This is a genomic window from Parahaliea mediterranea, from assembly GCF_003402235.1.
Lineage (GTDB): Bacteria > Pseudomonadota > Gammaproteobacteria > Pseudomonadales > Halieaceae > Parahaliea > Parahaliea mediterranea.
Map to the genome: position 1 here is coordinate 509,170 of NZ_QEWO01000005.1, position 13,948 is coordinate 523,117.

Below are 13,948 nucleotides of genomic sequence, written 5' to 3' on the forward strand. Positions count from 1 at the left end.
ATGACCATCAGTCTTCGCAACAGTAATGTAGAGCGGCTACGGCAGCAGGATTTCGACGTACTGATTGTGGGCGGCGGCATCAACGGCGCCGTGTCGGCCGCGGCCCTGGCCGGGCGCGGTGTGAAGGTGGCGCTGATCGATCGCGGCGACTTTGCCGGCGGGGTCAGCTCCAATTCCTCCAACCTCGCCTGGGGTGGCATCAAGTACCTGGAAAGCCACGAATACCTGCTGGTCAACAAACTGTGCAAATCGCGCAACGCCCTGATGCGCGCCTACCCCAGCACCGTGAAGGAAATCCGCTTTTTCACCACCATCCAGAAGGGCTTTCGGTTCTGGTCCTTCTTTGTGTTCCTTGGCAGCGTGCTGTACTGGCTGATGGGCCGCTGCGTCACCAAAGCCCCGCGCTACCTCACCGCCCGCTACATTGAAGAGCAGGAGCCGGAAATCAACACCGAAAACGCCGCCGGCGGGCTCGAATACAGCGACTGCTACCTCTACGACAACGACTCGCGCTTTGTCTTCAACTTCATTCGCAAAAGCCTGAACTACGGCTGTGTGGCGGCCAACTACGTGGCCTCCGAAAGCGCCACCTTCGAGAACGGCCAGTGGCACACCCAGGCCCGCGACGGCGAAAGCGGCGAGACATTCAGCATACGCTCGAAAGTGCTGATTAACGCCGCGGGCCCCTGGGTGGACGCCAACAACCGCCGCGATGGTATCCACACCCGCCACAGCCACCTGTTTTCCAAGGGCATTCACCTGATTGTGGATCGCATCACCGACAACAAGCGGGTGCTGACTTTTTTTGCCAGCGACGGGCGCCTGTTTTTTCTCATTCCAATGGGCCCGAAAACCTGCATCGGCACCACCGACACCCAGGTGAACAGCCCCGAAGTGGAAGTGACCGACGACGACCGGGACTTTGTGCTGGCCAATGCCAACGCCCTGCTGGACCTGCCCCGGCCCCTGACGCGAGCGGACATTATTGCCGAGCGCGTTGGCGTGCGCCCGCTGGCGGTGGAGGGGCGCGACGGGCAGGCCGACTGGGTGCAGCTGTCGCGCAAGCACGCCATCGAGTGCGACCGCACGCGGCACCATCTCAGCATCTTCGGGGGCAAGCTCACCGACTGCCTCAACGTGGGCGATGAAATCACCGAGTGGGTGGCCGAGCTTGGGGTGCATGTGCCCATGCCCAAACACCGCTGGTACGGCGAGCCCGGCAAAGAACTGCGCGACGAATTCATGCTGCAGGCGCAGCTGATGAATCTGGATGCCCTCACCGACCCCAGCTCGCCCGAGCCATTGTCTGAGCGCTTTTGGCGCCGCTATGGCGAGGCCGCCTTTGGCCTGCTGGAAGACATTCGCGAAGACCCTGCCCAGGCCAAGTTGTTGATACGGCGCGCGGAGTACACCCGCTGCGAAATCGAACTGGCGGCGCGGCGGGAGATGATCGTCAAGCTCGAAGACTTCATGCGCCGGCGCTCCAAAATCGAGCTGGTGGTGCGCCGGCAGGAAATTCTCGACGCTCCCGGCCTGCGCGAGGCCTGCGCCATCCTGTTCGGCGAGCGCGGCGAGGAAAAGCTGGCGGAGTACCTGGCCACCCTCTGAGGGTGGCATGCACACCCGGCTTGTGATGTGTGGTGTGGCTGTGCTAATTTGTGTAAACGTTTACATTATGCGCGGCGCACACTCAGGTGGTGTGCATGCGTGCGGTGTCAGCGCAAGGCGGTTTGCCCGGGCCAGCTGGCCCGGGTTTTTTCCATGCCGTTGCGCGCAAGGCAATAACAACACGCCGCAGCAACAGGCGGGAACGACAGGCTGCAATCGCAGGCAACAGCACAACAACAATAATCATGGGTGGCGGTGTGCAAAAACATGTCCGGGCAGGTGTGTATAGCGGGATACGCAAGGCGTTCCCCTGGCGGGCGCATAACAGAGTGCGGCAAAACCGGCGCAGGCTCGTACCGTTGCTGGCATGGCTGCTGCCGGTGTGCGCGCTGTCAGCAACCGCAACCGCAACCGCAACCGCAACCGCAACCGCAACCGCTGCGGCCCCGGGCCTGGCACAAGTGCCAGCTTCCGCTTCAACTCCCGCCGCAGCGCCCAACATCATCTTCATTTTCGCCGACGACCTCGGCTACGGCGATCTCAGCAGCTTTGGTTCCACCACCATCGCCACCCCGCGCATCGACTCCCTGGCGCGGGACGGCATGCGCTTTACCGACTTCTATTCCGCCTCGCCGGTGTGTACGCCCTCCCGGGCCGGCCTGCTGACGGGGCGCTACCCGTCGCGCATGGGGATTCGCCACGTGTTCCAGGCGGATTCGGTGGATGGCATGCCCCCGGCGGAAATCACCCTGGCCGAGCAATTGCGGCAGGTGGGTTATCGCACCGGCCTGGTGGGCAAGTGGCACCTGGGTCACCGCGACCCCTACATGCCGTGGAACCAGGGCTTTGATGAATTTCACGGCGTGCCCTACAGCAACGACATGGGCAACTTTTTCTTCTACCACAACCGCGACATCGACTGGACGCCCATCGACCAGCGCTACCTCACCCAGCGTTACACCCGCCATGCGCTGGACTTCATCCAGGCCAATCGCAATGGCCCCTTCTTTTTGTACCTGGCGCATAGCATGCCCCATGTGCCGATCTACGCATCGCCGGAGTTTGAAGGCGCCTCCGCGGCGGGCCTGTACGGCGACGTGGTGCAGGAACTGGACTGGAGCACCGGGCAGATTCTGGACACGCTGGACGCCCTCGGCATTGCCGACAATACCGTGGTGGTGTTTTCCAGCGACAACGGCCCCTGGCTGATGATGCGCGATCAGGCAGGCAGCGCCGGGCCCCTGCGCGATGGCAAGGGGGTGACCTTTGAGGGCGGCCAGCGTGTGCCGACTCTGGTGCGCTGGCCGGCGGGCATTGCGCCGGGCCAGGTGAGCAGCGCGCCCGCGAGTATGCTCGACTGGTTCCCCACCTTTTCTGCCCTGGCGGGGGTGGCCCTGCCCGGTGACCGGGTGATCGACGGGCAGGATCTTACCGCGCGCCTGGGCGGTGGCGATGCAGCGCGAAGCGAAGGTTTTTACTACCTGGCTTCGTTCACCACGCGCGCCGTGGCCTATCGCGACGGTGACTGGAAGCTGAAGCTGCCGCGCAAGGGTTATCCCCGCTTTCTGGATAGCCTGCTGCGCATCAATATGTACAGTCACGACATCCTGCTCTACAACCTGGCGGACGACCCGGGCGAGCGCAACAACTTGGCGCAGGACTATCCCGAGCGGGTGAGTGCAATGCGCCAGCAGCTGGAGGCCTTTCAGGCCGCCATTGATGCCAAGGACGTTCGCCCGCTGCACATGGGCGGCGTGGGAGCCGACAGAAAAGGCTACAGCCGGGTGCTGGTGCCGTTGGGCATCACCGCGTTGCTGACGCTGGGCTTGCTTGCGCTGGTCGGCTGGGGGTTGTATCGCGGGCTGCGCGCCGGCCTGCGCCGCTGGCGCCGGCACAGTGCCGTGGCCAGTGGGTAAGCCTGGCCAGAGCAGCCAAACAGCGACATCCGGCGGCTCGATACTGAAAGGGAGAGTGAGCATAGTGAGTATACGGTGGCGACATTACCGGCAAATGGGGGCCCTGCTGCTGGGGCTGGCGACGGGCCCCGTGGTAGTGGCAGCAGCGGCCGCGCTGCCCAACGTGCTGTTCATCCTCACCGACGACCAGAGGGCGGACGCGGTGGGTTATCACTCCAAACCGCTGCTGGGCATCAAAACCCCGCATATCGACCGCCTGGCCCGGGAGGGCGCGCGCTTCGACAATATGTTTGTGGGCACGTCGCTGTGCTCGCCGAGCCGGGCGTCCTACCTGTCGGGCACCTATACCCACACCCACGGCGTGTACGACAACTTTACCGATTACCCGGCGAGCCTTGAGAGCTTCCCGGCCCTGCTGCAGCGGGCGGGTTACGACACCGCCTACATCGGCAAGTGGCACATGGGGGAAGAGGACGACAGCGTCCGCCCCGGCTTTGACTACTGGGTGACGCACAAGGGCCAGGGGCAGTACTACGACACCCGGTTCAACGTAAACGGCGAGCGCAAAACCGTGGCCGGCTACTACACCGACCGGGTGACCGATATGGCCCTGGACTGGCTGGCCCAGAGAGAGGGCGACAAGCCCTTTGCCCTGGTGCTGGGCCACAAGGCGCCCCACGGCCCCTTTGTGCCCGAGCCGCGTTACGCGCACCGCTACGACGACGTTCCCTATCCCTACCCCGCCAGCGCCTTTGCGCTGGACGACAAGCCCGAGTGGGTTCGCCAACGCCTGTCCACCTGGCACGGCATTTACGGGCCCCTGTACGGCTTTCGCGAACACTACCCGGATACACGACCCGAGGCAGTGGCGGATTTTGAGCGCTTTGTGCGCAGTTACCTGGCCACCATCAACTCGGTGGATGACAGCGTCGGGCGCCTGTACGCGGCCCTGGCGCGCGCCGGCGAGCTGGACAACACCATTATCGTGTTCGCGTCGGACAACGGCTTCCTGTTCGGCGAGCACGGCATGATCGACAAGCGCACCATGCACGAGGCCAGCATCCGCGTGCCTTTGGTGGTGCGCTACCCGGCCAGCATCAAAGCCGGCACGGTGGTCACGCAGCAGGTGATGAATATCGACCTGGCCCCCTCGTTGCTGGAATTAACCCTGGGGGCGGACATGCCGAGTGCCCAGGGGATGTCGTGGGTTGGCCTGCTCACCGACCCGGGTGCGCCCTGGCGCGAGGCGTGGCTGTACGAATACAACTACGAGGCGCAATTCCCCTACACGCCCAACGTGCGCGGCATTCGTCAGGGCGACTGGAAATACGTGGCCTACCCCCACGGTGACGGCGGTCCGCTGCGCCATAAAGAAGAGCTTTACAACCTGGCCAGCGACCCGGGCGAAGCGCACAACCTGGCCGCCGATGCCGGCAGCGCCCGTCACCTGGCCCGGATGCGCGCCGCCCTGGCCCGGCTGTTGGCCGACACCGGCGCGCAGCCGGACCGGATGCCCATCGACCGGGGCATCAAGCGCGAACTGCCGGAGGCCTCGATTCGCTAGAGCGCAGGGCAGGGCCGGCTACCAGCGGTAGCGCATCTCCAGGCCCCAGGTGCGGTTAGCGGTTTTGTCGAAGGTCTGCACGTAGCCATTGGGCAGGATGGACTGGTGCTGGGAGCCAATGCCCAGCGGGTAGAATTCGTCGGTCACATTTTTCACGTAGACGGTGGCCTCCCAGCGTCCGCCCTGGTCCTGCAGGGCAATGGAAGCATCGGCAACGGTGTAGCCGTCCAGCAGGGTGTTCTCGTCCTGGGTCATGGAAAACTGCACTTCGTCCTGGGAGCGCAACATGCCGCGCAGCACCACATCAAAGCCGTGCTGCAGGGGGATGGTGTAGGCCGCCGCCAGGTTCACTTTCCAGTCCGGGGAGAAGGGCAGGTCGCCGCCGGACAAATCCTGCAGTCCGCCGGGGCACTCGCCACGAAAGCTCTGGCCGCCGCTGCAGGGGCCACCGGGGTAGTCCTCGATGGTGGCGTCGATCAGTGCCAGCCCGCCGGACACCCGCAGCCGTTCGCTGAGTAGGGCCGTGAAGTCCAGCTCCAGCCCCTGGGTTACCACCTCGCCGGCATTGATCAGCTGGTAGCTGCCGGCGGCATTGTCGGGGTCGCAGTTGGGGTTGTCGTCGGGGCAGTTGGGCACTCCATCAGGGTCAAAGAAGGCCTGGGCCTGGAACTCCTCGTAGGTGGCGTGGAACAGTGCCGCGTTGATCTGCAGGCGGCTGTCCCAGAGGGTGGTCTTCCAGCCCAGTTCCCAGGCCTCGGAGGTTTCCGGTTCAATCTTTTCCAGGGTGTCCGGCCGGGTCTCGAAGATGATGTCCAGCGCAGGCCCCTTGTAGCCCTGGGTGTAGCTCAGGTAGGTCATGCCGCGGTCGCTGTAGTCCCACTGCAGGGCCAGCTTGCCGGAGAGGTCGTCGGCGTCCACGCCGCCGCTGGTTGGGTCCACGGTGCTGGGCAGGGCAAGCGGGAAGCCCTCGGTGGTGCGGCGAAAGTTGTAGTTCAGTTCGTCCTCGGTATAGCGGGCGCCGGCAATCAGCCGCCAGTTGTCGCTGATGAACCAGGTGGCCTCGCCAAAGGCCGCCCAGTTGTCGGTGTCCACGGAAAAATCGGCCAGGGCGCTGCCCGGCATGCCGGCAATGAACTCAAACTGGCGCTCGAATTGGCGCTCCACCGTCTGATCGAAGTAGAACAGCCCCGCCACATAGCTGAAGGGGCCGTCGAAGGTGGAGGTCAGGCGCAATTCCTGGGTGAACTGGGTCTGCTCGGAGCCGCCGTACTGGTTGAACCCCAGGGCATCGATGGGCTGGTCGTCATCGTCGGTATAGCCATCTACTTCGTAACCGCGATAGGCGGTGATGGAGGTCAGGGTATGGCTGCTGAGATCCCAGTTTACCTCCATCGCGCCGCCCCAGGAGGCCCAGTCGCTGAAGGGGTCCTTGTTGATGTTGACGGTCTGGTTGTCATCGCCTGGCACCACCGGCAGCAACCCCTCTAGCACGGCATCGGTGGTGGCTTCTGAGCCCGGTACTGGGTCCAGGCTGCGAATGGCGCGCACCGTGCAATTGCATGAGCGCTTGCCGTAATCGCCGCTGAGCTTGATTTCCAGCGTGTCGGTGGCCGCCCAGCGCAGCTTGCCGCGCACTGTCCAGTCATCCGAGCCGTTGAGCTGGCCGCCGTCGAAGGCGTTGTCCACGTAGTCGTCCATGGAGCCACCCGAGGCCGTCAGGCGATAGCCCAGGGTGTCGCTGAGGGGGCCGGCGATACTGAATCCGCCGCGGTATTCGCCCTGCTCCACCACGCCGGCCATGACCTCGCCGCTGTGCTCCTCGGTGGGGTCCTTGGTGATGATGTGTACCACCCCGGCAGTGGCGTTTTTGCCGAACAGGGTGCCCTGTGGCCCGCGCAGCACTTCCACCCGCTGGATGTCCAGCAGCTGCATGAAGGCCTGGCCGGAGCGACCCATCACCACGCCGTCCACCATGGTGGACACGCTGGGCTCCACCGCCGAGCTGAAGGACTGGGTGCCAATACCGCGTATCACAAAGGACGACTGACGCGCATTGGTGCCCTTTTGCAGGTTGAGCGATGGCACCAGCCGGGTGAGGTCCTCGGCGGAGGTGATCTGCGCTTCCTCGATGGCAGAGTCGGTCAGTGCGGTAACCGCCACCGACACATCTTGCATGCTGGCTTCGCGCTTGGTGGCGGTCACGATCACTTCTTCCAGAGCCAGGCTCTGGCCCAGTGCGGGGGCAATAGCGGTGGCGGCGCACAGGCCGAAGACGTAGTGACTGGCCTGGTGAATGGCGCAAAGCAGCCGTGGGCGGGTTTGGTGGGTGGGACGTTGGAACATCGGGGCCTCCAATGCGGATTTTATCGTTATGTGTGCATCCTAGCCGCAGAAGCCAATCGTGTAAACGTTTACATGATTGGCAGTGCCTGAGCCGGGGTGTATCTGTACATGGTGGTATCTGGCCGGGTTCTGCTGCCGCGCGCTAGGCGCGCAACTGCTGTTCGTTCAGCTGCCTGACCGCGTGATCGCATGCCCTGGCGGTGAAGGCCATGTAGGTCAGCGAGGGGTTCACGCAGGCGCTGGAGGTCATGAAGGAGCCGTCGGTCACGTAGAGGTTGTCCAACTCATGGGCGCGGTTGTACTGGTTGAGCACCGCCTGGTTCGGGTCATCGCCCATGCGGGCGGTGCCCATTTCGTGGATGCCCGAGCCGCCCTCACTGAGCTGTTCCGCCGGGGCAATGGTGGAGATCATGGCGCCGGCGGCGCGCAGGATTTTCTCAGCCTGCACCCCGGTATCGTGCGCCAGGGCGCGCTCGTTGTCGCTCCAGGTGAATGCTGCCACCACCTGGGGAATGCCAAAGCGGTCTTTTTTGCGGGGGTGTAGGGTGATGCGGTTGTGCGCCGCGGGCAGGCTTTCGATAAAGCCCGCCAGCGCCCACATCCAGAATGCCCCCGGCTTGCTGAGGGCCTCCTTGTAACCGGCGCCAAAGCCCTTGCGGTTGAAGTTGAGTTGCCAGTCTGGGCGGATGGGCATGGCCTGAAAGCCGTAGCCCCGCAGGAAGCTGGCATCGTCGTCCTGGCCCTGCAGGTTGCGAAAGCGCGGAATGTACAGGCCGTTGGGGCGGTTGCCCTGGTAGTAGCTGTCCAGGTCGTCGATGAAGATGCCGGTGTGGGTGATCATGCCGTGGTCCATAAGGTGCCGGCCCAGGGCGTCGCTGCGGTTGCCAAGGCCCCGCGGGTGCAGGTCGCTGGCGGAATTCAGCATGATCTGGGTGCTGGCAACGGTGGATGCGCACAAGAAGAACAGTCTGGCGGTGTAGCGGCGGCGCTCGCCGTTGTGGGTGTCGATGCAGTGCACGGCGGTGATGCGCTGGCCGCTGGCGTCGTGTTCCAGCTTCTCTACCACCTGGTCGGTCAGCAGGGTGAGATTGCCGGTGGCGCGGGCCGCGGGCAGGGTAGAACTCTGCGAGCTGAAGTAGCTGCCGGTGGAGCAACCGCGCTGGCAGGGGCCGCAGTAGTGGCAGGGCGCGCGGCCCTGGTGCTCGCGGGTGAGAACGGCCGCGCGGCCCATGGTGACCTTCACCTGGGGCAGCTTTTCGCCAAGGCGTCGCTTGATGGTGCGCTCGATGCCGTAGTAATCCATGGGCGGCAGAAATTCGCTGTCTGGCAGGTGATCCCAGCCCTCCGCTTCGCCACTGATGCCGGCAAAGCGCTCGACATGGCTGTACCAGGGGGCGATGTCCCGGTAGCTCACCGGCCAGGGAATGCCGTGGCCGTCGCGGGCGTTGGCCTCGAAGTCCATGGCGCTCCAGCGGTAGGTCTGGCGCCCCCACAGCAGCGAGCGGCCGCCGAGGGCGTCGGCGCGCATCCAGTTGAAGGGCTTGTCCTCCAGCTTTATATAGGGGTTGTCGTGGTCGTTGTTCCAGAACGGCAGGGTGGCTTCATTGCAGGCGTAGGACTGGCGCTGGATGGGGTATTCCCGGGCCATTTTTTCCCGGTCGGGCAGGCCGTAGTAGGGCAGCTTCCAGGTGCCGGCGTGTTCGCCGCTGTAGTCGGCTCCGTGGCGGATGTTCTTGCCCCGCTCCAGCACCAGCACCTTCAGCCCGCGCTCAGTGAGCTCCTTGGCCGCCCAGCCGCCGGAGATACCAGAGCCCACCACAATGGCGTCAAACTGTTGCGACTCAGATGGCATTGGCTTTCGCTCCGAACATAACGCGCAGGGGGATGGTGGTGTTGTAGGCGGTGTCGTCCGGCGATAGCGGCACACTGCCCTGGAAGCTACCCATGGGATTGTTGCGCAGCACCTCGGTCGCGCCGGTTTCCGACAGGAAAAACCCGAGCACGGTGAGCTCCTTGAGCTGGCAGATGAAGGGGGTGGTGCTGTCCCACAGGTGCAAGGCGCTGCCCATGTCGTACCAGTGGGAGTCGCCTGCGGCGGCCTCGGCCTGCTCCAGCAGGTCCAACTGGGCGGTGGGTGCGAGCGCGGCAAAGTCGCCGCCGGCGCTGGCCATGAAGGCGTCCAGCCCCTGCATAAAGGTCTGACGTTCACCCTCGTCAAACCAGTCCGCCACCATCAGCTCGATAAAACGCGGCACTCCGGCATCAATGGCCCCGGGAGTGTCGGTGGCGGGTATCACCTGCTCGGCCATGGCCGCCACCGTGGCGCGCTGGGCGGGGCTGAATAGGCTGGGCGTGTGGCGGTCGATGTAGTCCGGTTGGGCGGCCAAAAAGGCCTGTTGCTCGTGGCTCATAGTCCAGCCACGCGGCACGGTGCTGGCGCCCGCCACCAGCAGCGCCGCTGCCTGTAAGAATTCGCGTCGGTTCATGCTGTCTCCTTGCGGCGGTTGCGCCGGTATGCCAGCAAGGCGGCCAGCAGCCCGAGTGCCACGCAGGCAAAGGTGAAGGGCGGCCACTGGTTCAGCAGGTAGTCGCCGCCGCGAAAAATACGGTAGCCCCAATAGAGCCCGTCCAGGCCCAGGGCAAAGCTGGCTTCGTAGAACAGCCAGCCAGTGGGCGCCAGGCCAAATCGCACAAAGCCGGCAATCGCCAGGCCCCAGAGCAGGGCTTTAACAGCGGCGCGGCTCATGGTGCGCGCCCTGCCAGTGGGCGGTGGTGGCGCGGGTGAGAAAGGTCATCCATGGTAGTTGCGGGTCTTTATTATCGTTAGCAGCAAAGAATGTAAACGTTTACAGTGTTTTTCGTCAAGCATTACAAGGCCGGGCGATTCAGCTACCATGCCAGCCTGACATACCGGCAAGAAGAACTCATGGTATCAATCAAGGATGTTGCACGCCTTGCGGGGGTATCCATCGCCACCGTATCCCGCGCCCTGGCAGAGCCAGACAAGGTGCGGCCAAACACCCGCGACAAGGTGCTTGCCGCGGTCAAGCAAAGCGGTTATGTCACCAACAGCCTGGCGCGCAGCTTTCGCACCAACCGCAACCATTCGGTGGTGGTGCTGGTGCCAGACATCACCAACAGCTTCTTTTCCAACATTATCCAAGGCATTGAGGAAGTGGCCCGCGCCAATGGCTACCGCATCCTGCTTGGCGACATGCAGAACGACCCGGCCAATGCCCGCGCTTATGGTGACCTCTGCGCCCAGCGCCAGGCCGACGGCCTGATCTGCCTGGGGCGCACCATTCCCTTTGCCTACAACAGGTCGCGCAAAACGCTGGACCCGAAGTGGCCGCCGCTGGTAATGGCCTGCGAATACGACGACCGCATTGCCATTCCCGGCGTGCGCATCGACAACGAGCGCGCCGCCCTGGATGGCGTGCGGTATCTGGGCGAGCAGGGGCACCGCCGCATTGCCTACATCAACGGCCCGCAGGATTCACCCCTGTGCCGCGACCGCCTCAAGGGCTATCGCAAGGGCATGGCGGAACTGGGGCTGCGCAAAACCAGCGACCTGCTGTTTGGCGGCGACTTCTCGCTGGATTCCGGCGCCCAGGCGGCGCGGGCCCTGTTGCAGCTCAAGTCGTTGCCCACGGCCATTTTTGCCGCCAACGACGCCATGGCGATTGGCGCCCTGCAGGTGCTGAAGCAGCGCGGCGTGCGGGTGCCCGATGACCTGTCGCTGCTGGGTTTCGACGACATCAAATTTGCCGCCTACTGCGATCCGCCACTGACCACCATCGCCCAGCCGCGCCGCCAGATCGGCGCGCTGAGCATGCAGATCATGCTGGACATACTGGCCGGCCGCGACGGCAGTGGCGGCAGTGGCGAAAGCCGCGTGCTGCCCCATGAGCTGGTACTGCGCGAATCCGTCGCGCGTGTCTGACTAATCGGCCCGGGCAGGGCGCTCCTCTGTTCTGTTGAATCGTGTCCGGCGCACTTGCCAAGCAAAATGTATACGTTTACATTGACTCGCGTTCTGCAGTGAATCAATGCGCTGCGGCAGAAAGCAGAAAGCAGAAAGCAGAAAGCAGAAAGCAGAAAGCAGAAAGCAGAAAGCAGGGAGAAAACGTGCAGAAAGTTCGAATGGGCATGGTGGGCGGCGGCGAAGGCGCGTTTATTGGCGCCGTGCACCGCATGGCGGCCGCCCTGGATGGCGAGATCGAACTGGTTTGCGGCTGCTTCAGCAGCAACCCGGCGCGCAGCGAGCGCAGCGGGCTTGCCCTGGGCCTGCCGGCCGCGCGCTGCTACAGCGACTATCGGCAGATGATGCGCCAGGAGGCGGCGTTGCCGGCCGGGCAGCGCATGGAGTTTGTTGCCGTGGTAACTCCCAACCATTTGCACCTGCCGGTTGTGATGGCGGCGCTGAAGGGGGGCTTTCACGTGCTGAGCGACAAGCCGGCCACCCTCAACCTGGCCGAGGCGCGGGCGCTGCTGCCGGCGGTGCGCGCCAGCGGTTTGCACTACGCCCTGAGCCATACCTACACCGGCTACTCCCTGGTGCAGGAGGCGCGCCGCCGGGTGCTGGCCGGTGAGCTGGGTCGGGTACGCAAGGTGGTAGTGGAATACAGCCAGGGCTGGCTTGCCGGCAACGAAGACGCCAGCAGCGTATGGCGGCTGGATCCGGAGCGCGCCGGCGGCTCCTGCTGCATGGGAGATATCGGCACCCACGCCTTCAACCTGGCGGAGACTGTCACCGGCCTCAATGTGGCGCAGCTGTGCGCCGACATTGGCCCGCTGGTGCCGGGGCGCACACTGGACGACGACGGCACCGCCCTGCTGCGCTTTGAAAACGGCGCCCGGGGTGTGCTGATTGCCAGCCAGATCAGCGTGGGAGAAGAGAACAACCTCAACCTGCGGGTTTATGGCGAGCGGGCCGGCCTGTGCTGGCGCCAGCAGGAGCCCAACAGCCTGGTGCTCCAATACAACGACCGGCCCGCCGAAGTATTGCGTGCCGGCTGGCCTGGCCTGGGCGATGGCCCGCTGGGGCTGGCGCGGGTGCCGGCCGGCCATCCGGAAGGCTACATCGAGGCCTTTGCCAACCTCTACCGCGCCTTTGCCGCCCGCCTGCGCGGCGCGCCGAAAGGCGGGTTTCACTTGTGCGGCCTGGAGGCCGCCTGGCGCGGCATGGCCTTTGTGGACACGGTGTTGGCATCCAGCGCGGCCGGCGGCAAGTGGCTGGCGCTTCCCGCCGATGGTGTGGGCGCGCCGGGCGAGCCGCTGCGGCCCTGAGGCCGGGCCTGTGGCTCTACACGTCGCGGACAGGCTGCCGAGCCTTGAGCACGATCATCAACAAGGTCATCAGCAAGGCCATTAACTAGGCCATTAACTAGGCCATTAACTAGGTAAGCCGCAATGCAAAAAAGGATCACGCCATGAAAGGCCCCGCCCTGTTCCTGGCCCAGTTCGCCGGCGTGCAGGCGCCCTATAACTCACTGGCCGGGCTGGCCGAATGGGCCGGCGGCCTGGGTTACGAGGCGCTGCAGGTGCCCACCACCGACCCCCGGCTGATGGACCTGGAACTAGCGGCGCAAAGCGTGGATTACTGCCAGCAGTTGCAGGGCACACTGGCCGAACACGGCCTGGTGTTCAGCGAGCTTTCCACCCACTTGCAGGGGCAGCTGGTGGCCGTTCACCCGGCCTATGACCTGCTGTTCGACGGCTTTGCGCCGGCGGCAGTGCGCGGCAAGCCCGAGGCGCGCACCGCCTGGGCCACCGACCAGCTGCGGCTGGCAGCCCGCGCCAGCCGCAACCTGGGGCTGGATGCCCACGCCACCTTTTCTGGCGCCCTGCTGTGGCCGCTCATGTACCCCTGGCCCCAGCGGCCGGCGGGGCTGGTGGAGGCGGGCTTTGACGAACTCGGGCGGCGCTGGCGGCCCATACTGGATGCCTTCGACGAGCAGGGCGTGGATGTGTGCTTTGAGATTCACCCCGGCGAAGACCTGCACGACGGCGCCAGTTTCGAACGCTTTCTTGACGCGGTGGACGGGCATGGCCGCGCCAACATTCTCTACGACCCCAGCCACCTACTGCTGCAACAGCTGGATTACCTGGCCTTTATCGACATCTACCACGAGCGCATCAAAGCCTTCCATGTGAAGGACGCCGAGTTCAATCCCGACGGGCGCAGCGGGGTGTACGGCGGCTACCAGGGCTGGCTTGACCGCCCCGGGCGTTTCCGCTCGCTGGGTGACGGGCAGATCGACTTTCGCGGTATTTTCAGCCGCCTGGCATGTCATGGCTACCAGGGCTGGGCGGTGCTGGAATGGGAGTGCTGCCTCAAGCACCCGGAAGACGGCGCTGCCGAGGGCGCCCCCTTCATTCGCGACCACATGATTCGCTTGACCGACCGCGCCTTTGACGACTTTGCCGATGCCGCCATCGACCCGGCCCTGCTGAACGCCGTGCTGGGCCTTGGGCCCAGGCGCGGCGGGTCTTAAGGCGCGCACCGCCATCATCA

At 64.7% G+C, this 13,948-nt stretch carries 10 protein-coding genes; 6 read left to right on the forward strand and 4 right to left on the reverse strand.

Annotation, left to right across the window (positions count from 1 at the left end):
* The 3 genes from DDZ17_RS17180 (at window position 1) to DDZ17_RS17190 (ending at window position 5,088) form a co-directional block, all read left to right on the forward strand.
* Window positions 1–1,608, forward strand: a complete 1,608-nt coding sequence (locus DDZ17_RS17180; protein ID WP_116368189.1) for a glycerol-3-phosphate dehydrogenase/oxidase — start codon at window positions 1–3, stop codon at window positions 1,606–1,608.
* Between the two features lie 461 nt (window positions 1,609–2,069).
* Entirely contained in the window at window positions 2,070–3,524 is a 1,455-nt protein-coding gene (locus DDZ17_RS17185) for a sulfatase-like hydrolase/transferase (RefSeq protein ID WP_157976701.1), read from the forward strand.
* 64 nt (window positions 3,525–3,588) lie between these two features.
* Window positions 3,589–5,088 carry a sulfatase family protein gene (locus DDZ17_RS17190; protein ID WP_206613577.1) on the forward strand — a complete coding sequence of 500 codons (1,500 nt, stop codon included), beginning with the start codon at window positions 3,589–3,591 and terminating at the stop codon, window positions 5,086–5,088.
* 18 nt (window positions 5,089–5,106) lie between these two features.
* On the opposite strand, the gene DDZ17_RS17195 is transcribed toward DDZ17_RS17190, so the two are convergent.
* The 4 genes from DDZ17_RS17195 to DDZ17_RS17210 form a co-directional block, all read right to left on the reverse strand.
* A complete protein-coding gene (locus tag DDZ17_RS17195; RefSeq protein WP_116368192.1) occupies window positions 5,107–7,431 on the reverse strand; it encodes a TonB-dependent receptor in 2,325 nt (774 codons plus the stop codon).
* Window positions 7,432–7,573: 142 nt separating this feature from the next.
* Window positions 7,574–9,283 (reverse strand): GMC family oxidoreductase, encoded by a 1,710-nt coding sequence (locus DDZ17_RS17200; protein ID WP_116368193.1) that lies wholly within the window; start codon window positions 9,281–9,283, stop codon window positions 7,574–7,576.
* Window positions 9,273–9,917, reverse strand: coding sequence for a gluconate 2-dehydrogenase subunit 3 family protein (locus DDZ17_RS17205; RefSeq protein ID WP_116368194.1), 645 nt, complete (start codon window positions 9,915–9,917; stop codon window positions 9,273–9,275). Before DDZ17_RS17205 ends, DDZ17_RS17200 begins: the two co-directional genes overlap by 11 nt.
* Window positions 9,914–10,177, reverse strand: coding sequence for a hypothetical protein (locus tag DDZ17_RS17210; RefSeq protein ID WP_116368195.1), 264 nt, complete (start codon window positions 10,175–10,177; stop codon window positions 9,914–9,916). The genes DDZ17_RS17205 and DDZ17_RS17210 overlap by 4 nt, the downstream gene beginning before the upstream one ends.
* A 180-nt stretch (window positions 10,178–10,357) precedes the next feature.
* Between DDZ17_RS17210 and DDZ17_RS17215 the strand changes: the two genes are divergently transcribed.
* The 3 genes from DDZ17_RS17215 to DDZ17_RS17225 all read left to right on the forward strand — a co-directional run bounded on the left by DDZ17_RS17215 (window position 10,358) and on the right by DDZ17_RS17225 (window position 13,928).
* A complete protein-coding gene (locus DDZ17_RS17215) occupies window positions 10,358–11,374 on the forward strand; it encodes a LacI family DNA-binding transcriptional regulator (protein ID WP_157976702.1) in 1,017 nt (338 codons plus the stop codon).
* 185 nt (window positions 11,375–11,559) lie between these two features.
* Window positions 11,560–12,720, forward strand: a complete 1,161-nt coding sequence (locus tag DDZ17_RS17220) for a Gfo/Idh/MocA family protein (protein WP_241505933.1) — start codon at window positions 11,560–11,562, stop codon at window positions 12,718–12,720.
* A gap of 143 nt (window positions 12,721–12,863) precedes the next feature.
* Entirely contained in the window at window positions 12,864–13,928 is a 1,065-nt protein-coding gene (locus tag DDZ17_RS17225; RefSeq protein ID WP_116368198.1) for a sugar phosphate isomerase/epimerase family protein, read from the forward strand.
* The last annotated feature ends 20 nt before the right edge of the window (window positions 13,929–13,948 follow it).